Raw genomic sequence first — 26,230 nt, forward strand, 5'->3', positions numbered from 1 at the left:
TTAAATGATTTTCAGCAAAGTGACTGATTTAATCGGCAATACTCCTGTAATGCAGTTGCCATTAATGCAAGTAGATTCCCGGCTATATATAAAAGTCGAAAAAAATAATCCTGGTGGCAGCATGAAAGATCGCATGGCCAGAAATATGATTATTGCCGCATTAAGATCCGGCCGCATTCAATCGGGTGGAACAATAATAGAGTCGTCATCGGGAAATACAGGGATCGGGCTGGCTCTTGCTGCTATTGAATTTGGGCTCAGATTTATTGCAGTTGTTGATCACCATGCAGCCCAGGACAAGATTGCCATCATGCGTGCACTAGGCGCTGAAATTCGCTATGTCAAAGGAGATTATGGCGAGAACGAGGTCGCAGTTGTTGAACGCCAACGTATGGCTGCTGAAATTGCCAGCGAAATCCCCGGTGCCATATTTATGAATCAATCTGACAATGTTGCGAATGCAGGAGGTTATGCCGAGTTGGTTCGCGAATTTGTTAATCAGATTGGCCGAATCGACGCTTGGGTCGGTTGTGTGGGGACAGGGGGATCGATGACGGGGATATCGCATGGGTTAAAAGTTCATAATCCCGATACTGTCACTGTCGCAGTTGAACCCGAAGGTTCTATCGTTTTTGGCAAACCGGGTAAACCTTATTACCAGTCAGGCACAGGAACGCCAGAAGGTGATACCGTTGGGTTGGTGCTGGATTACAGCTGCATCGATTATGGGGAGCAGGTTTCAGATACCTGTGCCTTTGAAACGGCTCGCTATCTGGCCCGCCGTTTTGGACTCTTGGTCGGTGGTTCGACCGGAGGTGCAATATATAAGGCGCTCGAATTTATCAATAAGGGAACTATTCGGGGTAATGTTGCACTGGTCGTTGCCGATGGCGGTGAAAAATACCTGCACACCATTTTCAATGAAACCTGGTTGCAGGAGCGCAACCTGATATCTCCAGAAATTTGGCAACAGCTTGACGGTTGGTTCGCCCCCGCAGCAGGCGTGGAGGTTCAGTGATGGTTGCAGCGCAAAAACTGAAAGTGACAATCTGCGGTGCTGGCCGTACTGGCCATCTTGCGGCCGTTTTGTTCAGCCAGAAATCGGATATCGAAGTCACGCTTCTCAGCAGTCAACATGTCATGCCCGCGTCATATCAAAAAAATGGCGCTCAAATACGCGCATTCTTGCCCGATGGGGCAGTATTAGCAGCCAGTCCTTGTTGTGTAACGGCGTGTCCCTATGAAGCCTGTAGTGATGCGGATGTGGTGATCATTACCGTTCCGTCTCATGCACGCGACGGCGTATTAAAACGTATTCAGCCAGCGCTTCCTCGTAATAAACCGGTTTTTGTCGGGGCGATCCCTGGATTTGGTGGTTTTGACTGGTTGGCAGAAGACCTGCTAGGGGCGCTCTCCAATGTCGTATTGTGGGGTATGAAAGATGTCCCCCATATTGCTTTTGATCTTACCCTTGGAGAAAGTGTCAGGCTTGGTGGGGCCAAATCTCATCTTTATGTGGCGTTGCACCGTAGGGAAACGCCAGCAATGGCGGGTATCCTGCTCAATTATCTGAGCCGACTCTATGATTCGCCATTGATGTTGCTTGAGGACTATCTTGAGATCACGCTGACTCCTGGGAACCCAATCATGCATGGCTCCGTTATTTACGGCCTGATTGGGCCTTGGGGGCAATGGCATCATCATCCTTTCAACCATGTCCCCTGTTGGTGGAACGATTGCCCTGAACTGGGGGCATACTTCCTTGCCCGCTGCGATGCGGAAAATCAGGCTTTATGCAAGGCGGCAGAGGCAGTGCTTGAGATTGATCTCAGCTCTGTACAACCGTTACAACAGGAAATCATGGATGCCTATGGTGACCTAATCGCCAACCCGCGTACGTTGCTCAGTGTTCTCAGAACCAATCAGGCTTATGCGGGGATCCCGCTTCCCCTCATTCGGGCAGAGAATAGCGAAGGGTATGTTTTTGATCGGCGCCACCGGGTTTTTCAGGAGGACATTGCATTCGGGCTGGGGCTTTTGGTCGCTATCGGAGAAAGACTCAAGGTGCCAGTACCCTGTATGAAAGAAATTTATCTCTGGTGCAGTCAGTTCATGGGAGAGGTAGCTCCCCATGTCCCTCTGCCTGTTACCTGGCCAGAAATTAAGGTGGCACAGGAATGCGGGTAACTGGCAGCGTTATGTTTATTGTCCAATTTCTGTTCATTGTGCAGTTACTCTCCATGGGAGCCATGGAGATGAGCGGCCCATTCTGGCCGCTACATCTGGCAAACATGACGTCGAGTGAACTGCTGAGTATTGCAGGTACGGGGGTGTATATCGCCCCAATGCTTGGAATTATGCTGACAAGCACATTCTGGGGGCGAATTGGCGACAGAACGGGTAATAAAACTATGATGCTCCGGGCACTAGCGGGCCTGTCATTGACTCAGCTAGGGCTCGCTTTCGCCAACGATATCTGGCTGGTACTGCTCCTGCGTTTTATACAGGGAACTTGCGCAGGTTATATTGCGCCAGCACAGGCCTATGGTATTGCCATGGTGCCGCCATCACAGCGCACGCGTTTATTCGCTTGGTTGCAGGTTTCCACCAACGCGGGGTCGCTGGCTGGGGCCGTTGCCGGGGGAGCGATTCTCGACCTGCTGAGTTTTTTCTGGATTAACCTGAGTGCATCCATCATTTGCGCTTTATGCGCGCTTCTGGTCGCATTCATCTTACCCGATGATGCTCCTCTTAAAAAAGTAACGGGGGCTATTGCTGTGCCGGGGGAAAACCACGAATCGCACACGGGAAGGGGCGGTGTGGTGAGTGGTTTGTTGCTGATTCTGGGGCTTTTATTGATGAGCAGGATGGTGACACAAACCCCATTCTCGCTTTATGTCACCCGCCTCCTTGATGCCCACAACTGGTTAACTGGGTTGGCATATGGCTTACAGGCTACAGGTGTAATCGTTTCTGCCACTCTCTGGGCACGGTGGTTCGAATCCCACAGCATGAAAGGTACGCTTAACCGCATGCTCGGTGTGATCGCCGGATGTTTTCTTCTGACGTTATTACTGGCGTCGGTACGTGAAACCGGAATGTTTATCGGGCTCTATTTTTTATGGGGCATATTACTGGGTGCGACAACGCCCGTACTCACCGCGCTAATATCCCGCATGTCTGGCGAAGGGAGACAAAGCTATATTCTGGGGCTGATACAAAGCGTAAGCCAATTCGCCTCTATTATTGGCATCGCATTGGGTGGCGTAGTGCTGCTTTGGCCTGGCTTGCCTGCATTGTTTATTTCCGTCGCGGTAATGTACCTCATCACCTTTGTTGTCACGTGGAAGGTAGGTCATTCATCAACGGAATCAAGTAAATCTATAAGGTACGGGTAATGAAGCTAAGATTTTTATTTTTCGCAATGCTGTTAATGGCTACGGCGGTACCGGCTGCGCAGATTAGCACAACGGTAACGGATCTTTTAGGAAGGAATGTGGTGGTAAAGCTCCCGGTACAACGAGTCATTCTGGGCGAAGGCCGGCAGCTGTACCTTGTCGCGATGCTTGATAGAGAAAACCCCGCTCAGCATCTGGTGGCATGGCGGCGTGATCTAATTCAGTCAGATCCTGCTACTTGGCAGCAGTATCGTGAGCGTTTCCCTCAATTAGAGAAAATACCGACGTTTGGCGGTAGCGAACAGGGGACATTTGATATTGAGCAGGCTATCAATCTCAAACCTGACATTATTATTATGAATATGGATGCACGTAATGCGCTCGTTGACTCGGGATATGAAACCATACTCGCTAAGGCGGGGATCCCGATTGTTTATGTCGATTTTCGTTACGACCCTACCAGGAATATTCCGCCAACGGTGAAACTGTTTGGCAAGCTGTTTGGCAAAATGGATCGCGCCAATGCCTATCTTCAATTCCGCGATGCTGAACTTAAACGTGTGGTTTCACGAGTGGCTGTTCTGCAAGGCCCTTTGCCAAGGGTATTTCTGGAACGTCTGGGAGGATATTCTGACGAATGTTGTATGACATTTGGTAAAGGGAGTTTTGGTCGTTTTGTTACACTGGCTGGTGGGAATAATATCGCCGCCGATCTTGCTCCTGGGACATTTTTCACGCTCAACCCTGAGCAGATAGTGTCAGCCAACCCCGATATAGTGATCCTGACCAGCGGTAATTTCAAAACGCTTGTTCCAGGTGGGCGCTGGATACCCCTTGGCCCAGGGGCTGATATGCAAGAAGCTCGTCGCAAGCTTGTTTGGTTTACTACTCGCCCGGCTTATGCAAATAGCCCCGCTCGGCGCAATGGTGAATTCTCTGCTATATGGCATCAATTCTACAATAGTCCTTATGATGTGATTGCCATTCAGCAATTGGCAAAGTGGATTCATCCTGAACTGTTCAGCGATCTGGAGCCCGATGACACATTTCGCCGTCTTCATCGTGATTTCCTTCCCGTACCTTACCAATCCGGATATATGGTCAGTCTGAAAACAGGGGAGGCCAAGCATGATACTTTGCCTAGAGCAACTTTGCGCTGATACACCTGATACTTTTCTCTGAATGGATGACGAATCAAGCTCAATGATAGAACCCGTATGACTTGAGAGTGAGAAACACTCTTGTAGTTATAAGGGGCTCCGACGTATCGAATATTGCAGAGCGCCTGGGGTTGAGTGTGGTAGCTTCATATGGATTGTCATTAAAATATTACTCAACGGGTTCTTTATCTCGGAAAGCGCCTTCGCACGGGTTTAGAAAGTATTCCTCAGATTCAATTACAGGGTCACGGCGAATGTGTATCTGGGATTATCGCTCCGATGTGACGTCAGAACGCGTTCAGGAATATCTTGCCAATTATCCAAAACGTATAAATGTTTCCTGTTCGAGATTTAATTCAACATTTACTGATATGCCAAGTCGGGGTCTACAAGGTCGTAGTCAGAACTTCTATTCACGCTAACAACAGTGAGAAAGAGATCGATATTCTACTTAATGTGCTTGAAAATATCAGATGAGGTAAATATGAATTATGATGTGGTGCTGTGCCCGCTTACATTGATCCGTCCATCAGAAGAGGTCAATAAACAACATGTCGAATATTTAGCTGATACCATTACACTTTGTCAACGCTGGGTAGCTCCAGTACCCATTGAGCGTCAAACCGGTATTATTATGGATGGTAACCATCGCTATCAGGCTGCCCACAGGTTAGAGCTGATGTGTATTCCCTGTATAATGCTCGACTACTCAGATAAACGAGTCAGAGTCTATCATTGGTGTAGTGGAAAACCTTTTTGTCCGGACAAGATTAGGCAGCATATTATAGATTGTGGGAAGGTTTTCCCTTATAAAACGACACGGCATCAATTTTCTCCACCATTGCCCACAGTTGAGTTTGATCTTCAGCAATTAAGCTATATAGCAGATTTTCCTTCGTAAATAACGGGTCAGTGTGTCTGTCTAATTAAGGTGGGCATTTAAGTTATCAAAAAAGAATATAAAGTAGGCGCTCACCCTGCGGGCGGCCTTTGGCCGTCCAAAATGGCATTGCCATTTTGTCGAACCCTGTCGAGGATTCTCACCCCTCTCTCTTATGGGGGTATCTAAAAGCAAAAAAGCCTGAATGTGAATTCAGGCTTTCTCTTTAAATTTGGCGGTGAGAGAGGGCTTGATTCGCTGCGCTCACCCTGCGGGCGGCCTGTGGCCGTCCAAAATGGCGTTGCCATTTTGTCGAACCCTGTCGAGGGTTCTCGCCCCTCTCTTATGGGGTATTTAAAAGCAAAAAGCCTGAACGTGAATTCAGGCTTTCTCTTTAAATTTGGCGGTGAGAGAGGGCTTGATTCGCTGCGCTCACCCTGCGGGCGGCCTGTGGCCGTCCAAAATGGCGTTGCCATTTTGTCGAACCCTGTCGAGGGTTCTCGCCCCTCTCTTATGGGGTATCTAAAAGCAAAAAAGCCTGAATGTGAATTCAGGCTCTCTCTTTAAATTTGGCGGTGAGAGAGGGGTTCGAACCCTCGATACACTTTCGCGTATACACACTTTCCAGGCGTGCTCCTTCAGCCACTCAGACACCTCACCGTTTTTGTTGCGCGTTATCGGCGGCAACGGGGCGCTACTATAGGGAGAGTCAGTGAACCGGTCAAGAATATTTTCGTACTGCGGGCGTGGGTGGTCAAGGTCTGTTCGCATTGCTGCAAAGTCAGGCGGATTAATCAAACAGAACCCCATTTTGCGCTGCTTCGCAAAAAGAACTCAAAATAATCACTGAGTTATCTTAACTTGATTAAAAACAACATTTTTTATGTAACTTATGTTATCCATAGCGTCGATGCAATGTCGATAATATGTCCCCCCGTGGACTTAATAATTAATAAGCCGCTGTTATCAAGCAGGCTAAATGGATGGGATGCTTATGATTAAGGTAAGCGATATATTGCCAATCTTTCTGGTAGGGATTTGTGCTGGCTTTCTCTCTTTTTCCGCACAAGCCGAAAAGCCTGAAATCGCGACCCCGCAAAAGGTGGAAGCCAGAAACGAAACATTCGCCACACCTCACCCCGATCAATATCAATCGTGGAAAACGACCTCTGAACAATCCGAACGAGTGGATGCGTTGGCTGAAGATCCTCGTTTGGTGATTTTGTGGGCCGGATACCCTTTTGCCAAAGATTACAACAAGCCTCGTGGTCATGCTTATGCGCTGACGGATGTGCGGGAAACGCTGCGTACCGGGGCACCTAAAACGGCGGAGGATGGGCCATTACCGATGGCTTGTTGGAGCTGTAAAGGGCCGGATGTAGCCAGAGTGATTTCTGAGCAAGGGGAAGAGGGGTATTTCCATGGAAAATGGGCGCGCGGCGGCCCAGAGATTGTCAACAACCTCGGTTGTGCAGATTGCCATAATACCGCCTCCGCCGAGTTTGCCGCAGGTAAACCCGCACTGGCGCTGTCCCGTCCTTATGCTGCGCGTGCCATGAAAACCATCGGTAAACCTTTTGACCATGCCGGGCGTTTTGATCAGCAATCGATGGTCTGCGGGCAGTGCCACGTTGAATACTACTTTGATGGTAAAGATAAAGCGGTGAAATTCCCTTGGGATAAAGGCACCACGGTTGATGAGATGGAAGCGTATTACGACGATATCGCTTTCTCGGATTGGACCAACCCACTCTCCAAAGCCCCAATGGTCAAAGCGCAGCATCCAGAATATGAAACCTGGCGTGCAGGTATTCACGGCAAAAACAATGTGACCTGTATTGATTGTCATATGCCAAAGGTGCAAAACGCGGAAGGCAAGATCTATACCGATCATAAGATTGGTAACCCATTCGATAAATTCGAAAAAACCTGCGCCACCTGCCACACCCAAGATAAAGCCAGCCTGCAAGAGATCGTCGCCAAGCGCAAGCAAGACATTACTGAAATCAAGCTGAAAGTCGAAGACCAACTGGTGCGGGCGCATTTTGAAGCCAAAGCCGCGTGGGAGGCGGGTGCCACAGAAGCTGAGATGCAGCCGATCCTGATGGATATTCGGCATGCGCAGTGGCGTTGGGACTTTGCCATCGCATCGCACGGTATCCATATGCATGCGCCAGACGTAGGTTTACGCGTGTTGGGTACGGCGCTGGATCAGGCGGCTCAGGCTCGCACCAAACTGGCGCGCTTGCTGGCAACCAAAGGGATCAGCCATGAAATTCCATTGCCGGATATTTCTACCAAGGAAAAGGCACAGTTGGCTTTGGGAATGGATATGCAACAGCTTAATGCCGAAAAGCAGGAATTCCTCAAAACGATAGTGCCGCAGTGGGATGAACAGGCGCGCAAGGCCGGGCGCTTAAGCCAATAACCCCTCCGCCCCGTTAGCGGGGCGTAAAGACATGGAGTGAATATGAGCGTACTACGTTCGTTATTAACTACCGGGGTGCTGGCTTGCAGCCTTTGGTTGACAGTATTACCGGTATCAGCCCAGACCGATAGCCCAGCGGTGCAGCAGAAAACCGCTGAGGTAAAGTTACAACGTAACCCGGATGATGCCTGCTTGCGTTGCCATAAGCCGCAGCAAAATGCGATGCACGGCAAACATGCGGGAGCGATCAATCCGAATAACCAATTACCGCTGACCTGTACCAACTGCCACGGTAATCCTTCACCGCATCACCGTGAGGGCGTGAAAGATGTTATGCGTTTCAATCAACCTATGTATGACGTAGCCGCGCAAAATAGCGTCTGTATGTCTTGCCATCTGCCGGAGGCATTGCAGAAAGCTTTTTGGCCACATGATGTTCACCTGGCCAAAGTCACCTGTGCCAGCTGCCATCAGCTGCACCCGCAGCAGGATAAAATGCAGACATTGAGTGACAAAGGGCGCATACAGCTCTGTGTGGATTGCCATCGTCAGCAACAGCATGATCCGGCGTTCAATCCAGCAGCCGTGCGGCTGGATAAGGAGCAGCCATGAGCTGCTCACGACGCCGTTTTATTGCGGGTATAGGCGTGTTGGCCGTAGCGGCTTCCGGGGCCGAAAAGATACTGGCGCGCACGATGAACGTGAATGGTGTGCGCTATGGCATGGTGCATGATGAATCACGTTGTATCGGTTGCACGGCCTGTATGGACGCGTGCCGCGAAGTCAATCTGGTGCCAGAGGGGGTTTCACGGCTGACGATTATCCGCAGTGAACCGATAGGCGATTTTCCTGAGGTGAAATACCGGTTTTTCCGCCATTCCTGCCAGCATTGTGATGATGCACCCTGTGTCGATGTCTGCCCAACGGGCGCTTCATACCGCGATGCGGCAAATGGCATCGTGGATGTTAACCCCGATCTTTGCGTGGGTTGCCAGTACTGCATTGCGGCTTGCCCTTATCGGGTGCGCTTTATTCATCCGGTCAGCAAAACGGCAGATAAGTGTGACTTTTGCCGTAAAACCAACCTCAGTATGGGCAAACAGCCGGCCTGCGTACTTTCCTGCCCGACTCAGGCGCTGACTTTTGGTAATCTCGACGATCCCAACAGTGATATCTCACGCCTGCTGGGGCAGACCACGACTTACCGCTACAAGATTGCGCTGGGTACTCGGCCCAAAGTATACCGGGTGCCGTTTAAATATGGGGAGATAAGTCAATGAACTCCGCATTTCATTTTGACTCTCTAGTCTGGGACTGGCCGATTGCGATTTACCTGTTTCTGATTGGGATTTCTGCTGGCTTGGTGACACTGAGCATCCTGCTGCGCCGTTATCACCCGGAAGAAGGCACTTCCCACAGCCGGATCATGCGCACGACGCTGTTGATTGCCCCCAGTTCGATCATTCTGGGGTTGGTGATCCTGATTTTTCATCTAACCCGGCCGTGGACGTTCTGGAAACTGATGTTTCACTACAGCTTGACCTCGGTGATGTCGATGGGGGTAATGCTGTTCCAGGTGTATATGCTGGTGTTGGTGGTCTGGCTGGCGTTGATTTTCCGTGATGAGGTTGGGGCATTACAGCAACGCTGGTTGCCGAAGTTGACGCTGGTTCCCCGTTTACTGGAGCGCGTGCTGCCGTTCCTGCGCCCGCTGGAAACCCTGATGCTGGTGCTGGCCGTATTGCTGGGGGCCTATACCGGGTTTCTGCTGTCGGCCTTGAAATCCTACCCAATGCTCAATAACCCCTTGTTACCGGCGCTGTTTTTATTCTCGGGCGTTTCATCTGGGATTGCCGTGGCGCTGTTGGCGTTTGTATTCGGCCCCAAAAGCGATTTACACAGCCGGGAAATGCATTTTCTTCATCGGGTAGAAACCCCGGTAGTGTGGCTGGAAATCTTCCTGCTGGCTGCGTTCTTCATCGGCCTGTGGTTGGGGGATGACGGTAAACTGCGTGCTCTGTCCGCCGCATTGGGTGGCGGATTCTGGGCCTGGTGGTTCTGGCTGGGCGTCGTCGGGGTTGGGTTGGCTATTCCATTGCTGTTGAAAGCCGTTGGCTGGGGGAAAGCACATTTTCATATCCTGATCATCAGCGGCAGCAGCCTGTGCGGCGTGTTGTTGCTGCGTTATTTCATTCTGTATGCCGGTCAAATGACGGTAGCCTGAATGCGGTTGGCAGCGAAATAAGGCGGTAGATGTGCTGTTGTGGTTACCCGAACTGGGCTTTGGTGCATTGTTACTGGCGTGTACGGCGTCATTGCTGATGTCTGGCATGACGCTGCTAGCGTTGATTGAGCGCTGCCGGTTACCGCTATTGCCTGTGCGCGGCTGGAGTTATGCGATATTTGCGTTGATCAGCCTGGCGTTCGTGATTCTGCTGCTGCTGTTTTTACATGATGACTTTTCGGTGCTGTATGTGGCCCAGCATGGGCACCGCCAATTATCGGGCCTGCTTAAAGCCGGGGCGCTGTGGGGCGGCCATGAAGGATCGCTGTTGCTTTGGCTGTGGTGCCTGAGTGCCTGGGCGGCCTGTTTTGCGCTATCCGGCAAACAAGACGATGTACTTGCCACGATCACGCTAGCCATTCTGGCGTTAATCATCGGTTGTTTTCTGATCTTCATTTTGTTTTTCTCCGATCCTTTTGTGCGGGTATTTCCGCCAGCGGTTGAGGGGCGCGATCTGAATCCCATGCTGCAACATATTGGGCTGATCCTGCATCCACCGCTGCTTTATCTCGGCTATGCCGGGTTTGCTGTTTGTACGGCTTTGATGCTGGCGGCCTTGCTGAAAGGGGCGTTTAGCGCTCAGATTGCCCGGCAATGCCAGCGCTGGGCCGCTCCGGCCTGGGGCTTTCTCACCGCGGGGATCATTCTTGGCTCATGGTGGGCGTACAGTGAATTAGGTTGGGGGGGCTGGTGGTTCTGGGACCCGGTAGAGAATGCTTCTCTGCTGCCCTGGCTGACCGCCACCGCGTTGTTGCACAGCCTGGCGGCCAGCCAGCGAACGGGTGGGTTGCGGCATTGGTCGCTGTTGCTGACGCTAGGGACTTTTGTCCTCAGCCTGCTGGGAACCCTGATTGTGCGGTCTGGCGTGCTGCTTTCAGTCCATGCTTTTGCCTTGGATGAACAGCGTGCATTACCTTTATTCGTGCTGTTTGCTTTCCTGAGCGGCAGCGCTTTTCTGATCTATGCTCTGCGCGCCAACCGAGGGGAAACAGCGGTATCCGCCACTCAGCCGGTGCTGCTGGCGGCGTTGTTACTGCTCAGTTCGGCGGCGCTGATCGTGCTGATTGGCACGCTCTACCCGATGCTCTACCGGTTGATGGGCTGGGGGCAGATGTCGGTAGGAGCCCCTTATTTCAACCTGGTTTTGCTGCCTTTCGGGGTATTGGGGCTGATATTGATGTGCTTTGGCGGATTCCGGGGGCAGCTTCCGCAGTGGATCGCGCACGCTGGGGTATTGTTGGCCGCCTTGGGGATTCTGTGTTCGTCGCTGCAACGCCATGAAGTGAGCCTGAATATTTCGGTTGGGGAAACCATTCCGCTGGCGGGTTATGAGTTTTCGTTTCGCTCGCTTGAATTGCAGGCTCAGGGCAATTTCACCACGGAACAGGCGGTGATTGCTGTCTCACAGCAAGGGAAACCCGTCACCGAACTGAAACCGGAGCGGCGTTTTTATACCGCGCGTCGGCAGCAGATGTTTGAACCGGGTATCGATTGGAGCCTGTTGCATGACTGGTATGTGGTGATGGGCGAAAAGAGTGGCGAAAATCGTTACGCCATGCGGTTTTATGTGCAAACCGGTATCCGCTGGATCTGGTGGGGGGGTGCATTAATGATTGTTGGCGTACTGGCCGCCGGTTGGCAAAGGAGGAGCTCATGCCAAGGTTAGCCGCCTTGTTGCTGTGGTGTGGGCTGATATGGCCATTGCAGGCTCAGGTGGTGGATACCTGGGCATTTTCCTCGCCGCGGGTGCAGGAGCAGGCTTTGTCGGTGGCAGCCAAAATACGTTGCCCGCAGTGCCAGAATCAGAACCTGCTGGAATCTAATGCACCAGCAGCGATAGCGATGCGCCATGAGGTTTTTGCCATGACGGAGCAGGGCAAAACGGAAAGCGAAATTATCAATTTCATGACCGCGCGCTACGGCAACTTTGTGCGCTACCAACCCGCATTTGCAACCTCAACGTTGATCCTGTGGGGATTGCCGCCGCTGATGTTGAGCCTGATCGCCCTGGTGCTGTGGCGCGGCAGGAAAACATCATGAAACAGCGCCGTTTTCACCTGCTGTTAATCGCCGTGGCATTCGGCTGCGCTGTGGGTGGATATCTTGCCAGTGGCCGCCCGGCGAGCGTACTGGCGCAACAGCAGGTGCAGAATCAGCTGTTACAGGATCTCACGCCCCAGCAGCAGGCCGACGGCAGGTTAAAACAGTTGCAGCAGAAAATCCGCCAATCTCCGCAGGACAGCGTGCTGTGGGCTGAATTAGGTGAATATTATCTCTACACGGAGGATTTTAAGCACGCTCTGCAAGCCTATCAGCAAGCGCTGGTGCTACGGGGTGACCATGCGGAACTGTATGCGGCGCTGGCCACGGTGCTTTATTATCAGGCCGGGCAGCAGCTGACGCCGCAGGTAGAAAGCTATATCGCCAAAGCCTTGCAGATGGATAAAGATGAAGTTTCGGCCTTAATGTTGTTGGCTGCGGATGCCTTTATGCAGGCGGATTATGCACGGGCGATAGGCTTGTGGCAGCGTTTGTTAGACAGCAATTCATCGCGTGTAAATCGGCAGCAGCTGATTGAAGCCATCAATATGGCGAAACTGCTGGCGCGGCAGCAATGACTGGCCCAGGATGATCTTTCCTGCGTATCAGGCCCGCAGGAAATCGTGCCAGCGGCGCACCAGATAATTATGCTCATCCATCACCGAATTCCAGACCGCAACATGACTCATCCGTTGCTCATAGCTGCCACCGTCACGGATTTCACCCTGCGGGATCAGCAGGTTGCCATAAGCATCCGGTAAGTTTTCGCTGGCGGCTTTGCCCGCGTACCAATAATCCCATTCGGCAGACGACAGGTAAGGGCGGCTGCGCTGGGGGTTGGAAATGTAGTAGCCTTGCCTGGCCATCATGGCGCCCGGCCAGCCAGACTGCCACCAGTTAAGGTAGGCATAGGCGGCATCAAGCGTTCTGCCGCTTGTGCAGCGTGATAAAGACAACCCACCATACCAGGCCCGGTAGCCTTCACGCGGGGTGGCCAGTTTATAACCCTGCTGCTGATAGTGATGGCGGAAATAGGTGGGGGCCCACAGGCTTTGAATGCTAACGCCAGGATCATCGATCAGCCGATAAGCTTCATCCTGGCTGGCCCAGAAAGCCGCAAAATGCCCCTGGCGGTGCAAAGCCGAGAGCACATTGGTCAAGTTGTCGATCTCTTCCAGATTAAGATTCCCCACGTTGGCAAAACGCGCCAGCCCAGCCCCTTGGGCGGCCAGCGCCGCATCCAGGCCGCCCATGGCTGCATCATCCTGAAGTGCCACCTGGCCGCTAAAGGCGGGGTGCAGCAACCAGCCCCAGCTTTCTTCCTCGTCGCGCAGAATCTGAGGTAAACGAGCGGTATGATAGGCGAAACTGTCGGCGTTGTGCGTTAACGGTAGCATACTGATGTGCTCGGTCGGCTGGCTGCCCAAGCTGTGATCGTGTTGTACATACAGGCGTTGTACCGGTACGCTGCCATCGCCCAGCCTGCCACCGGGAAACAGCGTTCCCAGCTTGGGCAGATCGTTAATCTCATCCCAATAATTCAACCGATGAATATCAAGCGGTTGAATAGCCCGAGCTGGCCAGACGAAATCTACATTGTGAAACCACTGGTCATACAGGTCATAACGTTCCGGGTGCATCACCGCAATGCGCTGCGCATCCCGCACATCGCAGATCTGGTATTCGATCTGGAACCCAAGATCTTGCTCGGCGCGCTGGCGCAGGATCTCCAGCAGGGTGACAGAAGTACCCAATACGCGCAAAGTGATGGGGTTTACAGCGGCGGTGGTTGGTTTCATAGCGTGCTGGCTCCGATAGCATCGGTTTCTGTAGTGTAAGGTTGCAGAAAATGCGTAAAGGCATTGTGCAGGCATGCAGAGCTAATACCGCGCATGATAAACACTAACTGTGATTGCCGCCGCGTTTCTGGCCAAGCCGAGAGATGAATGGGCGGATGCAGGCTGTGCTGCACGCCGTGGATCACCACGGGGGTAGCGCTTTCAGCCACATTGAGCAACCCTTTTATCCGCAGTATAGATTGACCATGGCAATGTAGCAGCATCGATAACCAAACGGCGAAAGCCGACCAGTTAATCTGCTGTTCAAAGGTGATCACACAGGTGGTGGTGGCCGGATGCTCGGCGCTGGCGTCTGACAGGGGAGCCTGTGCTTTCAGCGGCCCCGCGACTTTGCCCAACCAGCGCCGAAAACGCTGCGGAGCCTGTGGATTGAACGGCGTTTCGAACAGGCTGAGATCGCCATCTGCCAGCTCAGTGCTGCAAGCGATTTGCGCCAATGGATTCAACTGTTGCAGATACGCCCGCAGCGCAGGCAAAGCGGCCGGTGAAACGCGGTCAGTTTTACTCAACAGCAACCAGTCAGCGGCGGTGACCTGCGCCAGCCATTCCGGTTGCTGTTCCGCCTGCTGCCAACCATGTTCGCTGTCAACCAGCGTGACCAGCATCCCCTGCGAGAAATGGTACTGGAGTTGCCGATCGTGCAGCAGCGTAGCCAGAATAGGCGCAGGGTCTGCCAGCCCGGTGGTTTCAAGAATGATTTTGCTGAAAGGGGGAAGCTGGCCGCGTTGGCGGCGCTCATACAAATCCAGCAACGCCTGCTTTAGCTCACCGCGAATAGCACAGCACAGGCACCCCCCCGGCAGCAGCACAATATCGGGAGCCACCTCGTTCAGCAGTAGATGATCGATCCCCACTTCACCGAACTCATTAACCAGCAGCGCCACATCGTGCCAATCTGGCCCGGCCAGCAAACGCTTTAACAGCGTGGTTTTGCCACTGCCGAGGAAACCGCTCAGAACATGTACTGGCAGTTTATTTTCCTGAGTCATCGCGCCTCCAAAGGTGCCAATGCAGCAAGATAGTGACTGTCGAGGGGATCGATAGGCTGTTTCAGCAAGCGTTCTGCCTCAACCCAAAGTTGCTCCAGGCGGTTGATAATCTGCTGTTGACCGGTCGGGCTTGACAGTAACCAGGCGCTGCCATGCACATCGCTTAACCTTAGCCGGAACGGCGCTAATGCACGGTTCAGCACGGCGAGTTGCTGTAACCGCCGTTGGCGCGCTGGCAAAGCCTGCTGTTGCAGTGGATCGCTCCACTGCGGCGCATCATTTAGTAATCCACACAGTCCGCACATGATGGGGCTCCTCAGATCAGGGCATAACATCGCCGGAGTTGGGCCCCAGCGTTTGCCCTACGTACAGATTGCCGCCAGGATCGCTGGCTAACAACAACGCCGTGGGGGCAATTTCGTCGGCGTAGCCGAAGCGGCCCAGCGGCAGTTCAGCGGCTTTAGCAGCCTTCCAGGCACTGCTGATCCCGGCAACCAGCGGGGTTTCTATCGGCCCAGGGGCAATGGCATTCACCAGCACGTTCTGGCTGGCGACCTCCAGCGCCAACGATTTGGTAAAGCCAAGCACGCCCGCTTTAGCCGCTGCGTAGTGGCTGAGTTCGGCACCGCCTTTAATCCCCAGCTGTGACGCAATATTAATGATGCGCCCCCAGCGTTGTTGCAGCATATAAGGCAAAGCGCGCTGTGCGGCGATAAAAACGCTGCGCAGATCGACCGCCATCATTTCATCCCACATTGCCAGCGTCAGTTCGGTGCAGCGCGCCTGTGTCAGCATACCGGCGTTGTTCACCAGAATGTCGATACCGCCCAACAGGCGCACACATTCATCCACGCCACGTTGTGCCCCAACGGGATCGCCAACGTCCGCGACCACGCCATAACAGTCTGCTCCCAATGTGCGGCAGTGGCTGACAATAGTTGCCAACCCGGATTCATGGCGATCGCTGAGTACCAGTGCGCTGCCTTCTGCGGCAAACCGGCGGGCAATGGCGGCACCAATGCCGCTGGCCGCCCCGGTGATCAGTGTTCGACGATGTTGCAGTAGCATTTTTGGCTCCCAGTGTCGGTTTAGTCTGGCCAGCGAACGGTCAGACCACCATCGATAATCAGACTCTGCCCGGTGATGTAAGAGGCATCATCGCTGCACAGAAAACGGATCAGGCGAGCCACTTCTTCCGGCCGCCCGACGCGGCCCAGTGGAATGCTGCGGGCGGCTTTTGCCAATCCTTCCGGGCCCAGTGAATTGTGTTTATCCAGCGATTGTGGGGTTTCAATCAGGCCAGGGATAACCGCATTGCAGCGAATGCCGCGTGGGGCCAGCTCAACGGCCATTGAACGGCAGATACCCGGCACACCAGCCTTGGCGGCGGCGTAATGGGCGTGGTCCTGCCAACCGTAGACGCCCCCCGCAATGGATGAAATAGCGACCATACTGCCTGTACCCTGCATCTGGTGAGAAGCCGCGCGGAATAGCCGCATCACACCGCTTAAATCGACGTCAAGCATTTCATGCCATTGCTCATCGCTCATCTCGCCAATCGGGGAGCGGCGCAGCAAACCGGCATTGGCCACGGCATAATCAATACGGCCAAAATGTTCTGCTGCCCGTTGCGCGAAGGCATTAACGGAAAGCGTTGAAGTGACATCCAGATCCAGCCACAGCGCTTCGCCGCCGCTGGCTTCGAGCTGTGCGGCGGCTGGCCGATAATCATGTACGTCTCGGGATAAATACCCGGCGGCAACGCGTATGCCGCAACGGGCAAACTCCAGTGCCAGAGCCAGGCCGATGCCGCTGGCGGCTCCGCTTATCAGCGCAACCGGGCGTGATGTTGTATGTTCAATCATGGTGAATTCCTTGTTATCAGCACAGGGTATTGCTACCCCTGTGCAGGTTATTTCACGCTGTGGGGCGCCACGTGGCGGGCAAACAGCATAATGATGCCGGAGGCAAAGCACGGGATTGCGCCAAAGAACAGGGCGGCACTCTGCCAGTTGCCGCCAGTGCTGAGGATGGTGGTGGTGCCAATACCGGCAATGATGGCGCCGACCGGCCCCATGGCACCGATCAATGCCCCAGCGGTGGCACGGATCGCGGTTGGGAAGCTTTCACTGATAAAAAACAGGGCGGCGGCATAGGGCCCAATCAGGAAAAACAGGCCAATGCTGTACAGCAGGACGATAACGGCGAACTCGCTTGGGCAGTAGAGCATAGCGGCAAAGGACAGGCCGCCCAGTATCCACCCCACGGCGATGGTATTCCGCCGCCCGAAACGATCCCCCAACCAGCCGTGAACCAGATAGCCGCAGTAGCCAACGAGGTTGCACAACACCAGAATTAACAATGAGTTGGCAAAAGAAATGTTGTGTACCTTGGTGAGCACCGTAGTACCAAGGACGCTGAAGATCTGAATGGCAAACCAGTTAATCAGTACGGCACAGCTCAGCACCAGCGTGGCGCGTAACGAAGTACCGCGAAACGTGGCTGCCAGCCCGGCGTTCTGATGTTGCTGGTAGTCAATATGATAATCTTCGGCGACCTGGCGCGCTTTTTCTGGCTGGTTGGCGTGACGCAGGCGGTGAATGTGCTGGTGGATTTGAAACTGTGGGGTTTCTTTTAGTTTCAGCGCCAGCAGGGCGATGAGAAACGAAGGCAGTGCGGCAAAGATGAAGCTGCCCTGCCAGCCGATAATCGGCATCAATAGCGCAGTCAGCGCCGAGGCAACCAGAGCCCCAACCGGCCAACCGCCCTGAACCAGACTATAGATAAAACCTTTACGCCGGTTCAGTTTGGGATCGTTAACGGCGGCATACATCTCAGTGAGGTAAGTCGCATTCACCGTTTGCTCGGCGTAACCTAACCCTGCTACAGAACGGATGCCGATTAAGGCACCTTTGCCCCAGGCTCCTCCTACCGCAGTTAACAGCGAGCAGAGCGCTGCACCGGAAACCGTAATAACGATGCCCAAGCGGCGGCCAAGCCTGTCAACCAATGGGCCGACGGCCAGAGCCACAATCGCCCCGCCAACGGCGACCCAGGTTGCCAGCTTGGCTTGTTCAACCTCATTCCAGTTGAAATGGCGACCAATTTCCGGCAGCAGAGTGCCGAACAGAATAAAGTCATACACTGCGAATACCCAGGCGAAGAACGCAATCCAGGTAGCGAATTTGACATCTTTAATGCTTAACTGCTGCGGCTGCCAGCCATCGACCGTTGTTTTTTGATAGATGCTCATGTTTGCTGTCACTTATACAAGAGGGAAGGTCGGGTTCAGACTTTACGCGGCGCGCGGCGCAGGTAGTCGTCGGCAATTTCATCAAAGGTCATGAAGCGGACACCTTGATGGCTCTGGATATGCTTGATTAACCGCTCCAGCATCAGCAACACCTGTGGGCGACCTGCTACGTCGGGGTGGATGGTGATGGTAAAGACCGCGTAGTCGTTTTCGCGGTACACCCAGTCGAACTGATCGCGCCACATCTCTTCCAGGTGGCGAGGGTTGACAAAACCGTGGCTGTTAGGGGATTTCTTGATGAACATCATCGGGGGCAGATCGTCCAGATACCAGTTAGCCGGGATCTCCACCAGATTGGTTTCTTCGCCGCGTTGCAGCGGTTTCATCCAGGTGTCGGGATGCTGGCTGTAGTCAATGCGGGTCCAACTGTCGCCGACGCGCACATAGTAAGGGTGGAAGTCGTTGTGCATCAGGCTGTGATCGTATTTGATGCCTTTTTTCAGCAGAAGCTCATTGGTGACGTTGCTGAATTCCCACCAGGGGGCGACATAACCGGTAGGGCGTTTACCCGCGAGCTGTGTCACCAAATCGATGCAGCGATCTAAAATGGCTTCTTCTTGCGCGGGGGTCATGGCGATCGGGTTTTCATGGCTATAGCCGTGTACCCCGATTTCGTGCCCGGCGGCGGCCACGGCCTTCATTTGCTCAGGAAAAGTTTCGATAGAGTGGCCTGGAATGAACCAGGTGGTGCGCAGGTTATGGTCGGCAAACAGTTTCAACAGCCGTGGCGCGCCAACTTCACCGGCAAACAGACCGCGTGAAATATCATCGGGTGAGTCTTCACCGCCATAAGATCCTAGCCAGCCAGCAACGGCATCCACATCTACGCCAAACGCACAGAGTATTTCTTTAGCCATGATATTTTCTCCTGGGGTTGCGAGTTATCGCAGGTAAACCGGCAGCCTGGTGGCCTTCGGCGTTATCAGGTTGTCTCCCTTCAGCACTGCGGGGCGGCACCTTAATCTTGTCGAGTTATGTGTTGTTCTATGCTGAGAGCCATGTTCAGCAGGCGTTGGTCATCACCCGTGGGTAACGACAACAACAGGCTGGTGGCTAATCCATGTTGATCCTGGCCGGTTGGCATGGCGATGCCGGGCATATCCAATAAGCTGCCTGGCATGGTTAGGCGCAACGTTGCCAGATTGATACGGGCGAACAGATCGGCATCGTTTTCCAGTGGGGCTAATGCAGGGGCGACATGGGCGACGGTCGGCGTGACCAGCAAAGCGCCGTTTAACTCGGCCCGTATTTGCCGTTGCCAATGGGCGCGCTGTTGTAGAAAACGTTGCGGCAGATCGGCAGGCAATGCGCCGGCCGCAATCAGGCGGGCATGGACACGGGGGTCCAGGTGTGCAGCCTGCGAGCCTTCAAGCAGCGGGCGATGCAGCGCCAGCGCTTCAACAGCCCCCGGCCATCCTTCTTGGGCTATCCAGCGTAAGCTCTGGTGCAGCGTGGCCACCGGGCGCAGATCGATCTGCACTCCACCCACAGTGAGTTTATCCAGCATCTCCAGCAGGTTTTGCCGCACGCAGGGTTCAACGGATTGATCGTTGAGGATTTCACTATCAACCCGTAATACCAGTTCGTGCGGTGGGATCGTGGGTTGTTTGGCGGGGGCATCGGCCAGCAAGCGATCCAGAGCTAGTGCATCACGCACGCTGCGGCAGATCGGGCCGAGAGTGTCCAGGCTTTGCGCCAGTGGAAATACTCCGTGGCGGCTATAACGCTGGCGACTGCTGCGATAGCCGATCAGGCCAGTGAATGCGGCCGGGATGCGAACGGAGCCCGCAGTATCGGTTCCCATGGCGATAGGTACGACACCCAACTTCACTGCACAGCCGGCACCGCTGGAAGAACCGCCTGGAACGTGCGCTATACCGTGACGATCGTAAATGGCCGGAGTGCCGAAATAGGGATTAAGGCCCAGCCCGGAATAGGCAAACTCGCTGAGATTGGTTTTACCCAAGCTGACCAGGCCCGCCGCCTGTAACCGGGAAACAATGGCTGCATCTGCACTGGCCTGCGGGGAAGCGAGGCGGGTAGGGGAACCGGCGGTTGTCAGTGAACCAGCCAGATCAAACAGATCTTTCCAAGCGATAGGAATGCCATCCAGTGGGCTTAAGGGAGCACCACGTTGCCAGCGCAGCGTGGCATCAGCAGCTTCACGCCGAGCGCGTTCAGGCAGCAGACTGATAAACACCTCGGGCAGGGTTTTTGCCAGAGCCAAGGCCTGTTCAAGCAAATCGCTTGGGGTCACGATTCCCTGGCGGAATTGTGCGGCAAAATAGCTGGCATCGTGGGTATTGCCAGAATGCGCTAACCGTTTCTCATCCATGCCTGCCTCAAAAATGTATTTTTTAATAAAACATACATTTTAAATTAACAAGGCCGCTGCCAGCTGTCAGCCGATTTAGTTATTTTTTGTACTATTTTGTGATCTAAATGATGTTTAAATGTTAAATAAATGAAATTTGACGTCGCCTCTGTGCGATCTGCATGCAGAAAATGGGTGGGTAGGACACTTTAAAATGAATGTTTACTAAAATTATTCATTAATGAGTGGTTGATAGCTGCTCATCTCATGCAGGAAAGAACAGGGTGCAGGGTAAAAATGTGATTTTAGCCTTAAAGAACAGATGGATATATGATGGTAGTTTACGAGGCAAAACGTATGGTGTGAGCAGAGGACACATCAACTTAGCAACGAGAATGTGCCATAATAGCCGTCATTCAACTGAAAATGGTTGCAGAGTTACGCGCGAATGGAAAAAACGATAGCAGAGAAAAACAGCGGCGAAATGCGTGCGGGTGCGCGTTATGAAATGATCCGCCAGGTATTGGATGAGGCGATTCAGGCGGGTGCAGTCCCTGCGGGTTTGGTGCTCTTGGAAGGGCCATTGGCGGAAGTCTTTGGCACTAGCCGGGTGCCGGTTCGCAAGGCGTTGGGATTGCTGCATGAAAAAGGGGTGATTGCACGTTTTGAAGGCCGCGGTTTTATCGTCGCCGCCGAAGGGCAGAATGTGGAACCCCAGCGTTTACCGCTCAATCGTTCCGTGTTGGGGCTGTGCCAGCGTGATGAACTGGTGGATACCCGCAGCGCAGGGGAAAAGGTACTCGGTTATCTACAGGAAACGCTCTCTACCTGCATGGTGTTCGGCCATTATCAGGTGAATGAAAGCGCGGCAGCAGAGTTTTATAGCGTGAGCCGCAGTATTATTCGTGAATCGTTGATGCGGCTGCGCGATCGCGGTCTGGTAGAAAAAGAATCCTATGCGCAATGGTTGGTTGGGCCGCTTACCGCACGCGAGATCACCGATCATTATGAAATTCGCGCCAGCCTGGAACCCATAGCCCTGTGCAAAGCGGCACCTTACCTGCCGCGCCAGCTGTTGTTGGATAATCTGGATCGGCTGGCGCAGCTGGAGCAAGGGGATTTTTCACTGGCAGCTTTGGAAAGGGTGGAAGAAGATCTGCATATCCACTGCTTAGAACCATCGGGTAATAAAGCTATGCTGGCAGTGCTGCGCCAAAGCCAATCGCCGCTGATCGTTACGCGGATTTTTTACGATATGCTGGGAGTGAAAGTGGATGCAGTGATGCTGAATGAGCACCGGATGGTGTTGCAGATGCTGCTGCAAGGGGCTTATGACTCAGCGGCGTTGGGCTTGCGGGATCACCTCAACCGTGCTCAAGCCCGTACACTTCAGCGGTTGAAGGTGATTTCGGTGCTGCCTGAACCGGAACTTCCACCCTATTTGCTGCGGCTGAGTTAATAGATATTTAGGTTAAGTACCATGAATTTATGGTTCATGCCAAATAGAACGTAATATTAATTGCGGTTAAATACCTATTCAATACTGTTAAATAAAGACAGGAAAGATAATACTAATCAGGTTAGGTTAAATAACATGTGTTTTTCGCTGAATAAATCGGGTTGATTAAAGATATAAAAAGAATCATCTGAATTTTATTTAATTAGACTTTAGTTGCCCTGGTTTTTTCCTGTTATGGCGAAAAGATCTTGATCTCTAAATAATAAAATAGCTTTGTGGTTTCTGATGAGGAACGTTTTTATTCTGTTTCAGATTGCAAAAGAGGTGATGCTGAGGGTATTCCATTTGTGGTTTTTTATTTTCTGTTTTTATTGATGCATAATGGCTTTTTGACAAAGATCATAAATATAAAATAAAAAAGAGTGCCTTTTTTATTAAAGGGTGTGATAGTATTTAAAGAACAAAAAATAAATTTTTAACGGGGTAAGTCATCTGACTTTTACCGTCATTCTGGTATTCATGCTCTCTGTGTTTTATGGCTTTTTATTTTTTAATATAATTTGACTTAATTCTGTCTGATTTAACTTAAATGCCAGGTTTAAGTTATTCACTAGGCGGTGGCGAAGTCATGCCACACTTTTCCGAAATACGCGGAAGTTTTATTATCATCTCGATGAGGAAATAACATGTGTAAGCCTCTTTTAAATTTGACTCCGGCTGCCCTGTTACTGTTAATGGTGACGAGCAGTGTTCAAGCGGCCTCTAACGCACAGATGATTATCACCGCTAGCGTGGTGGCCGCGGCGTGTGATGTCAGCCTTTCAACCAGTAATCTGGATCTGGGTAACTATACGCCCAGTGATTTTTCCGGGGTCGCAAACCCCATTTCTGCCAGCAAGAAGCAGTTCATCGTCGGTATCAGCAATTGTCAAACTCCGCTGGCTGCCAATGATATCGCCCAATTGACCATAACAGGCCAAACCCTGGCGGGGAACCCAACGCTGTTTAACAGCAACAATACCAACACCGGCGTGATGTTAAGCCAGGTTTCTACCCCCACCGACTACCTGAAAAATGGTGATGTTCTCTCTGTGGCCACGGCAGGGGGAACGCCCTCAACGGAAGATTTCAACGGTAAAACCCTGAGCTTGCAGGCGGGGTTGGCCGCGACGACGACCTCGGGTATCAATTTTGGTGCTGTTAACGCGCCGATCCTGTTCAGTTTTACTTACAACTGAGTGCTGTTAGTGGGTGAGTCGTTCGTTCAGGTTGGCTTGGTGCTGTAGGGGAATGGAGATTAAGGCACATTTTGTGCCCATCTTCTGGCCTGTTTTTCCGTCCGCAGGAGTTGCCATATGCAGCGTTTGCTCTTGTCATTATCCCTTATTTCACCATTGTTGATGTGCTCTACCGTGGCACGAGCGGAAGGGTTTGGCATCAATGCGACCCGTCTGATTTACCCTCAGGGTGAGAGCAGTATTATGGTGTCGGTGCGTAATACGACGACCAAACAACCCTTCCTGGTGCAGGCATCAGTCAGTCACCTGAAAGACAAAAATCAACCTGCTCCATTTTATGTGAGGCCACCTTTGTTTCGCATGGAACCCGGTGGTGTTAATCAGATCCGTATTGTTGCACAGGGCATCAATGCGCCCAGTGACCGGGAGTCGGTATTTTATTTCCATGCCAGTGCTATCCCGGCCAGTACAGCACCTGTGGTGGGTGAGCGGAATTTTGGGATATACGGCACTGTCCAATTTGGTGTGAGCAACATCATCAAACTGTTTTACCGACCCAGCGGTTTACCGTCATCTTCACTTGCTGCGCAAGAGGGATTGCAATTTTCTTTGGTGCAGGGAGGGCTGGAAGTCAGTAACCCATCGCCATATTTTGTCAGCTTTGCCACTCTTCGTGTAGCCGGGAAAGCGTTCAAATTGGATACTCCAGGCGCTTTAATGCTCGCTCCGTTTAGCGAACACACCTACCAGACCACTGCCACCCGGGGAACGGTTGAGTGGCAAACCATCAACGACGAAGGGGGCATCAATGCGTTTAGCTATGTGCTGCCATAATGTTGTCTGGCTAATCGTGGCGCTAGGGGGTTTTCATTATTCTGAGGTCAAGGCGGAAGGCGTGGTTTTCAATTTTTCTGCCACCATTAACCCCGGCACCTGCACATTCAGCCTGAATAACCATCAGTTAGCGTTGGGTTCTATTGCTGGGGCGCAGCTTCAACCCAGTTCATTACAACTGATACAGCCGTTTAGTCTGATCGTGCAAAATTGCAGGGGAACCGATGCCAACCTGACTCCGATGGTGCATGTCAGCGGCGAGGGGGTAACCCGGAGTGGTAAATGGCTGTTCCGCTCCAGTGACTCCAAGGCTCAGGGCGTTGGCGTGATGTTGGTCAACGCAGCAATGCCGCCAGTGTATAGCGATACTGAAGTCAAAGTCGGTGACGATATCCCGCTGGCAGGAAAAGGAATCAATCCGCGCGATCAGGATGTGACGTTTTATGCAGGTATCACCTGCGGAGCATCCTGTGCAGATCTACAACCAGGGAAATTAACCGCACGCATCCTGTTCAACCTGGCCTATCGCTGAGAGGCCAACATGCGCTGGATATTGAGGGTGCCGGTAGTCTGGGTTTGCCTGCTGTTTTCTGAACAGAACGGGGCAGCAGCCAATGGGGGGATCAGCCTGGGGCAAACCCGGGTGATTTTTTCGGCGGCTGATAAAGCGCAGACCGTGAAGGTGAAAAATACCGATGGTCAGACCTACCTGATCCAAAGCAAGGTTTTACCTGCCTCTGGTAAGAGTGGGGGGACGCCGTTTATTGTGATACCCCCGTTGTTTGCTCTCCACGCTGAAAGCCAGCAACTGCTGCGTATTGTGTCACAAGGGGGGGAATTTCCCTCCGATCGCGAGTCTCTGTTTTACCTGGAAGTATTGGCTATTCCTACGCTGGCTGGCAAAGAAAAGGCGGCTGTTCAAGTCTCAATGGGGCTGCGTTTTGTGCTGAAGATGTTCTATCGCCCTGCGGGGTTGAATGTCGCTCCTGCTGCCTGCCGTTTGCAAATGCTGGCTCATCCTGACGGGGTGCGTATAAAAAACCCAACGCCATACTACCAGACTCTGGGGCGGCTGGTGGTGAACAACACGAGCGTCAACCTGCATATTTCCCCTTCAATGCTGGCCCCGCTGAGTGAACAGATTTATTCGCTGGGTGGGCGTGCCACGCGTGCAGAATGGCAAACCCTGACTGATTATGGTGACCTGTCGGCGCTATGCCAGCAAATTGTCTCGCCCATACAGGAAAAGCCATGAACAGATTATTGCATCAATGTGGGGTTGCCTTGACGCTCTGCCTGGCAATGCTCCATTTCAATATGGCGGGTGCGCAATCCGGCCCCGCGCAGCCCAAAGGGATTTCATTTTATGTATTGCGGGTGATTTACCCGGCCAGCGCCAGAAAAGGCGTCATTCTAACGGCTTATAACAACGCTGCGGAACCCTATCTGGTGCAGTCCTGGATTCGGCCCGTTGATCCACTGACAGGCAATGTCGATTTGGTAGATACCGGCACGCGCAAAATGCCCTTTATTGTGACGCCGCCGCTGGCACGTTTGGAGGCCAAGGGGCAACTGACGTTGCGTATTCGGCATAACGGTGAACCATTGCCTGGCGATCGTGAGTCGGTATTTTTTATCTCAATGAAAGCGATCCCGGCCAGCCAGCAACCCGCACCCCAGGAAAAAACCGGGCAGATGATGCTTACGATAGTCAGCAGTATGAAAGTGTTCTATCGGCCCGAAGGGTTGGCTAAACGTGCGGTGGCTGATGTTGCCAACCAACTGCGCTTTCGGCGGGAAGGTGACCGGTTGGTTGCCGCAAATCCTACCCCATACTGGCTCACGTTCTCTCGCCTAAGGGTAGGGGACGTTGTGCTGCCCAAAGCACAACTGCGTCTGATGGTTCCTCCGAAGGGGCAGCAGAGCTATCGCTTGCCGAAGCAGGCTGTGGGAACGGTGATCTGGCAACTGATTGATGAAGATGGCTGGGATACACCGCCAGAACAACAACTTCCGTAGTTTTGCTCGGGTATT

26 protein-coding genes and 1 tRNA gene are annotated in these 26,230 nt (G+C 52.8%); 18 read left to right on the top strand and 9 right to left on the bottom strand.

Going from position 1 to position 26,230, the window contains the following annotated elements; genetic code table 11:
- Positions 1-4: 4 nt before the first annotated feature.
- The 5 genes from Z042_RS14590 to Z042_RS25150 all read left to right on the top strand — a co-directional run bounded on the left by Z042_RS14590 (position 5) and on the right by Z042_RS25150 (position 5,459).
- Positions 5-1,018, top strand: coding sequence for a PLP-dependent cysteine synthase family protein (locus tag Z042_RS14590; protein WP_024910950.1), 1,014 nt, complete (start codon positions 5-7; stop codon positions 1,016-1,018).
- Complete coding sequence (locus Z042_RS14595) at positions 1,018-2,187, top strand: NAD/NADP octopine/nopaline dehydrogenase family protein (RefSeq protein ID WP_024910949.1); 1,170 nt, start codon at positions 1,018-1,020, stop codon at positions 2,185-2,187. The genes Z042_RS14590 and Z042_RS14595 overlap by 1 nt, the downstream gene beginning before the upstream one ends.
- Positions 2,178-3,398, top strand: a complete 1,221-nt coding sequence (locus tag Z042_RS14600) for an MFS transporter (RefSeq protein WP_024910948.1) — start codon at positions 2,178-2,180, stop codon at positions 3,396-3,398. Before Z042_RS14595 ends, Z042_RS14600 begins: the two co-directional genes overlap by 10 nt.
- Positions 3,398-4,558 carry an ABC transporter substrate-binding protein gene (locus Z042_RS14605; RefSeq protein WP_024910947.1) on the top strand — a complete coding sequence of 387 codons (1,161 nt, stop codon included), beginning with the start codon at positions 3,398-3,400 and terminating at the stop codon, positions 4,556-4,558. Before Z042_RS14600 ends, Z042_RS14605 begins: the two co-directional genes overlap by 1 nt.
- Before the next feature lie 484 nt (positions 4,559-5,042).
- Complete coding sequence (locus Z042_RS25150; protein WP_071882835.1) at positions 5,043-5,459, top strand: ParB N-terminal domain-containing protein; 417 nt, start codon at positions 5,043-5,045, stop codon at positions 5,457-5,459.
- Positions 5,460-6,008: 549 nt separating this feature from the next.
- Here Z042_RS25150 and Z042_RS14610 read toward each other — a convergent pair.
- Positions 6,009-6,098 (bottom strand) — tRNA-Ser (locus Z042_RS14610).
- A 334-nt stretch (positions 6,099-6,432) separates the two neighbouring features.
- Between Z042_RS14610 and nrfA the strand changes: the two genes are divergently transcribed.
- Genes nrfA through Z042_RS14645 form a run of 7 tightly spaced genes read left to right on the top strand, consistent with a single transcriptional unit; the run spans position 6,433 to position 12,768 of the window.
- Positions 6,433-7,866 (top strand): ammonia-forming nitrite reductase cytochrome c552 subunit, encoded by a 1,434-nt coding sequence (gene nrfA / locus Z042_RS14615; RefSeq protein ID WP_024910946.1) that lies wholly within the window; start codon positions 6,433-6,435, stop codon positions 7,864-7,866.
- A gap of 42 nt (positions 7,867-7,908) precedes the next feature.
- Positions 7,909-8,478: a cytochrome c nitrite reductase pentaheme subunit gene (gene nrfB, locus Z042_RS14620; RefSeq protein WP_024910945.1), complete on the top strand. Its 570-nt coding sequence runs from the start codon at positions 7,909-7,911 to the stop codon at positions 8,476-8,478.
- The gene (gene nrfC / locus Z042_RS14625) at positions 8,475-9,146 is read left to right on the top strand and encodes a cytochrome c nitrite reductase Fe-S protein (protein ID WP_024910944.1); all 672 of its coding nucleotides are present in this window, start codon (positions 8,475-8,477) and stop codon (positions 9,144-9,146) included. Before nrfB ends, nrfC begins: the two co-directional genes overlap by 4 nt.
- The gene (nrfD, locus tag Z042_RS14630; protein WP_024910943.1) at positions 9,143-10,090 is read left to right on the top strand and encodes a cytochrome c nitrite reductase subunit NrfD; all 948 of its coding nucleotides are present in this window, start codon (positions 9,143-9,145) and stop codon (positions 10,088-10,090) included. The genes nrfC and nrfD overlap by 4 nt, the downstream gene beginning before the upstream one ends.
- 31 nt (positions 10,091-10,121) lie before the next feature.
- Complete coding sequence (gene nrfE, locus Z042_RS14635; RefSeq protein WP_024910942.1) at positions 10,122-11,816, top strand: heme lyase NrfEFG subunit NrfE; 1,695 nt, start codon at positions 10,122-10,124, stop codon at positions 11,814-11,816.
- A complete protein-coding gene (locus Z042_RS14640) occupies positions 11,804-12,190 on the top strand; it encodes a cytochrome c-type biogenesis protein CcmH (RefSeq protein ID WP_024910941.1) in 387 nt (128 codons plus the stop codon). Before nrfE ends, Z042_RS14640 begins: the two co-directional genes overlap by 13 nt.
- The gene (locus tag Z042_RS14645) at positions 12,187-12,768 is read left to right on the top strand and encodes a TPR domain-containing protein (RefSeq protein WP_024910940.1); all 582 of its coding nucleotides are present in this window, start codon (positions 12,187-12,189) and stop codon (positions 12,766-12,768) included. The genes Z042_RS14640 and Z042_RS14645 overlap by 4 nt, the downstream gene beginning before the upstream one ends.
- A gap of 27 nt (positions 12,769-12,795) precedes the next feature.
- Here Z042_RS14645 and Z042_RS14650 read toward each other — a convergent pair whose 3' ends face one another.
- The 8 genes from Z042_RS14650 to Z042_RS14685 form a co-directional block, all read right to left on the bottom strand.
- Positions 12,796-13,989, bottom strand: a complete 1,194-nt coding sequence (locus Z042_RS14650; protein ID WP_024910939.1) for an ABC transporter substrate-binding protein — start codon at positions 13,987-13,989, stop codon at positions 12,796-12,798.
- Positions 13,986-15,038: a CobW family GTP-binding protein gene (locus tag Z042_RS14655; protein WP_024910938.1), complete on the bottom strand. Its 1,053-nt coding sequence runs from the start codon at positions 15,036-15,038 to the stop codon at positions 13,986-13,988. Before Z042_RS14655 ends, Z042_RS14650 begins: the two co-directional genes overlap by 4 nt.
- The gene (locus Z042_RS14660) at positions 15,035-15,343 is read right to left on the bottom strand and encodes a hypothetical protein (RefSeq protein ID WP_024910937.1); all 309 of its coding nucleotides are present in this window, start codon (positions 15,341-15,343) and stop codon (positions 15,035-15,037) included. The genes Z042_RS14655 and Z042_RS14660 overlap by 4 nt, the downstream gene beginning before the upstream one ends.
- A 16-nt stretch (positions 15,344-15,359) precedes the next feature.
- Positions 15,360-16,106 carry an SDR family NAD(P)-dependent oxidoreductase gene (locus tag Z042_RS14665; RefSeq protein ID WP_024910936.1) on the bottom strand — a complete coding sequence of 249 codons (747 nt, stop codon included), beginning with the start codon at positions 16,104-16,106 and terminating at the stop codon, positions 15,360-15,362.
- 20 nt (positions 16,107-16,126) lie between these two features.
- Positions 16,127-16,903, bottom strand: a complete 777-nt coding sequence (locus Z042_RS14670) for an SDR family NAD(P)-dependent oxidoreductase (protein WP_154666971.1) — start codon at positions 16,901-16,903, stop codon at positions 16,127-16,129.
- 47 nt (positions 16,904-16,950) lie between these two features.
- Entirely contained in the window at positions 16,951-18,291 is a 1,341-nt protein-coding gene (locus Z042_RS14675) for an MFS transporter (RefSeq protein ID WP_024910934.1), read from the bottom strand.
- 35 nt (positions 18,292-18,326) lie between these two features.
- On the bottom strand, positions 18,327-19,208 hold the full coding sequence (locus Z042_RS14680) for a polysaccharide deacetylase family protein (RefSeq protein WP_024910933.1): 882 nt from the start codon (positions 19,206-19,208) through the stop codon (positions 18,327-18,329).
- 101 nt (positions 19,209-19,309) lie between these two features.
- Positions 19,310-20,686 carry an amidase gene (locus Z042_RS14685; protein WP_024910932.1) on the bottom strand — a complete coding sequence of 459 codons (1,377 nt, stop codon included), beginning with the start codon at positions 20,684-20,686 and terminating at the stop codon, positions 19,310-19,312.
- Positions 20,687-21,113: 427 nt separating this feature from the next.
- Between Z042_RS14685 and Z042_RS14690 the strand changes: the two genes are divergently transcribed.
- From Z042_RS14690 to Z042_RS14715, 6 genes are all read left to right on the top strand, one after another.
- The gene (locus Z042_RS14690; protein WP_037405837.1) at positions 21,114-22,124 is read left to right on the top strand and encodes a GntR family transcriptional regulator; all 1,011 of its coding nucleotides are present in this window, start codon (positions 21,114-21,116) and stop codon (positions 22,122-22,124) included.
- Between the two features lie 686 nt (positions 22,125-22,810).
- A complete protein-coding gene (locus tag Z042_RS14695) occupies positions 22,811-23,362 on the top strand; it encodes a fimbrial protein (protein WP_024910930.1) in 552 nt (183 codons plus the stop codon).
- A 117-nt stretch (positions 23,363-23,479) separates the two neighbouring features.
- Positions 23,480-24,196, top strand: a complete 717-nt coding sequence (locus Z042_RS14700; protein ID WP_024910929.1) for a fimbrial biogenesis chaperone — start codon at positions 23,480-23,482, stop codon at positions 24,194-24,196.
- Positions 24,171-24,728, top strand: coding sequence for a fimbrial protein (locus Z042_RS14705; RefSeq protein ID WP_024910928.1), 558 nt, complete (start codon positions 24,171-24,173; stop codon positions 24,726-24,728). Before Z042_RS14700 ends, Z042_RS14705 begins: the two co-directional genes overlap by 26 nt.
- Positions 24,729-24,737: 9 nt before the next feature.
- Positions 24,738-25,451, top strand: coding sequence for a fimbrial biogenesis chaperone (locus Z042_RS14710; RefSeq protein WP_037405834.1), 714 nt, complete (start codon positions 24,738-24,740; stop codon positions 25,449-25,451).
- The gene (locus Z042_RS14715; protein WP_024910926.1) at positions 25,448-26,215 is read left to right on the top strand and encodes a fimbrial biogenesis chaperone; all 768 of its coding nucleotides are present in this window, start codon (positions 25,448-25,450) and stop codon (positions 26,213-26,215) included. The genes Z042_RS14710 and Z042_RS14715 overlap by 4 nt, the downstream gene beginning before the upstream one ends.
- The last annotated feature ends 15 nt before the right edge of the window (positions 26,216-26,230 follow it).

This window comes from Chania multitudinisentens RB-25, assembly GCF_000520015.2.
GTDB classification, from domain to species: Bacteria; Pseudomonadota; Gammaproteobacteria; order Enterobacterales; family Enterobacteriaceae; genus Chania; species Chania multitudinisentens.

What these genes read in the sequence shown, in the direction of transcription:
- Z042_RS14695 (WP_024910930.1), top strand. Translation starts at nt 22,811, where the DNA reads ATGTGTAAGCCTCTTTTAAATTTGACTCCGGCTGCCCTGTTACTGTTA.
- nrfA (WP_024910946.1), top strand. Translation starts at nt 6,433, where the DNA reads ATGATTAAGGTAAGCGATATATTGCCAATCTTTCTGGTAGGGATTTGT.
- Z042_RS14700 (WP_024910929.1), top strand. Translation starts at nt 23,480, where the DNA reads ATGCAGCGTTTGCTCTTGTCATTATCCCTTATTTCACCATTGTTGATG.
- Z042_RS14590 (WP_024910950.1), top strand. Translation starts at nt 5, where the DNA reads ATGATTTTCAGCAAAGTGACTGATTTAATCGGCAATACTCCTGTAATG.
- Z042_RS14675 (WP_024910934.1), bottom strand. Translation starts at nt 18,291, where the DNA reads ATGAGCATCTATCAAAAAACAACGGTCGATGGCTGGCAGCCGCAGCAG.
- Z042_RS14660 (WP_024910937.1), bottom strand. Translation starts at nt 15,343, where the DNA reads ATGTGCGGACTGTGTGGATTACTAAATGATGCGCCGCAGTGGAGCGAT.
- Z042_RS14670 (WP_154666971.1), bottom strand. Translation starts at nt 16,903, where the DNA reads ATGATTGAACATACAACATCACGCCCGGTTGCGCTGATAAGCGGAGCC.
- Z042_RS14605 (WP_024910947.1), top strand. Translation starts at nt 3,398, where the DNA reads ATGAAGCTAAGATTTTTATTTTTCGCAATGCTGTTAATGGCTACGGCG.
- Z042_RS14710 (WP_037405834.1), top strand. Translation starts at nt 24,738, where the DNA reads ATGCGCTGGATATTGAGGGTGCCGGTAGTCTGGGTTTGCCTGCTGTTT.
- Z042_RS14655 (WP_024910938.1), bottom strand. Translation starts at nt 15,038, where the DNA reads ATGACTCAGGAAAATAAACTGCCAGTACATGTTCTGAGCGGTTTCCTC.
- nrfD (WP_024910943.1), top strand. Translation starts at nt 9,143, where the DNA reads ATGAACTCCGCATTTCATTTTGACTCTCTAGTCTGGGACTGGCCGATT.
- Z042_RS14595 (WP_024910949.1), top strand. Translation starts at nt 1,018, where the DNA reads ATGGTTGCAGCGCAAAAACTGAAAGTGACAATCTGCGGTGCTGGCCGT.
- Z042_RS14690 (WP_037405837.1), top strand. Translation starts at nt 21,114, where the DNA reads ATGGAAAAAACGATAGCAGAGAAAAACAGCGGCGAAATGCGTGCGGGT.
- Z042_RS25150 (WP_071882835.1), top strand. Translation starts at nt 5,043, where the DNA reads ATGAATTATGATGTGGTGCTGTGCCCGCTTACATTGATCCGTCCATCA.
- Z042_RS14665 (WP_024910936.1), bottom strand. Translation starts at nt 16,106, where the DNA reads ATGCTACTGCAACATCGTCGAACACTGATCACCGGGGCGGCCAGCGGC.
- Z042_RS14705 (WP_024910928.1), top strand. Translation starts at nt 24,171, where the DNA reads ATGCGTTTAGCTATGTGCTGCCATAATGTTGTCTGGCTAATCGTGGCG.
- nrfB (WP_024910945.1), top strand. Translation starts at nt 7,909, where the DNA reads ATGAGCGTACTACGTTCGTTATTAACTACCGGGGTGCTGGCTTGCAGC.
- Z042_RS14650 (WP_024910939.1), bottom strand. Translation starts at nt 13,989, where the DNA reads ATGAAACCAACCACCGCCGCTGTAAACCCCATCACTTTGCGCGTATTG.
- Z042_RS14600 (WP_024910948.1), top strand. Translation starts at nt 2,178, where the DNA reads ATGCGGGTAACTGGCAGCGTTATGTTTATTGTCCAATTTCTGTTCATT.
- Z042_RS14715 (WP_024910926.1), top strand. Translation starts at nt 25,448, where the DNA reads ATGAACAGATTATTGCATCAATGTGGGGTTGCCTTGACGCTCTGCCTG.
- nrfC (WP_024910944.1), top strand. Translation starts at nt 8,475, where the DNA reads ATGAGCTGCTCACGACGCCGTTTTATTGCGGGTATAGGCGTGTTGGCC.
- Z042_RS14645 (WP_024910940.1), top strand. Translation starts at nt 12,187, where the DNA reads ATGAAACAGCGCCGTTTTCACCTGCTGTTAATCGCCGTGGCATTCGGC.
- Z042_RS14640 (WP_024910941.1), top strand. Translation starts at nt 11,804, where the DNA reads ATGCCAAGGTTAGCCGCCTTGTTGCTGTGGTGTGGGCTGATATGGCCA.
- Z042_RS14685 (WP_024910932.1), bottom strand. Translation starts at nt 20,686, where the DNA reads ATGGATGAGAAACGGTTAGCGCATTCTGGCAATACCCACGATGCCAGC.
- Z042_RS14680 (WP_024910933.1), bottom strand. Translation starts at nt 19,208, where the DNA reads ATGGCTAAAGAAATACTCTGTGCGTTTGGCGTAGATGTGGATGCCGTT.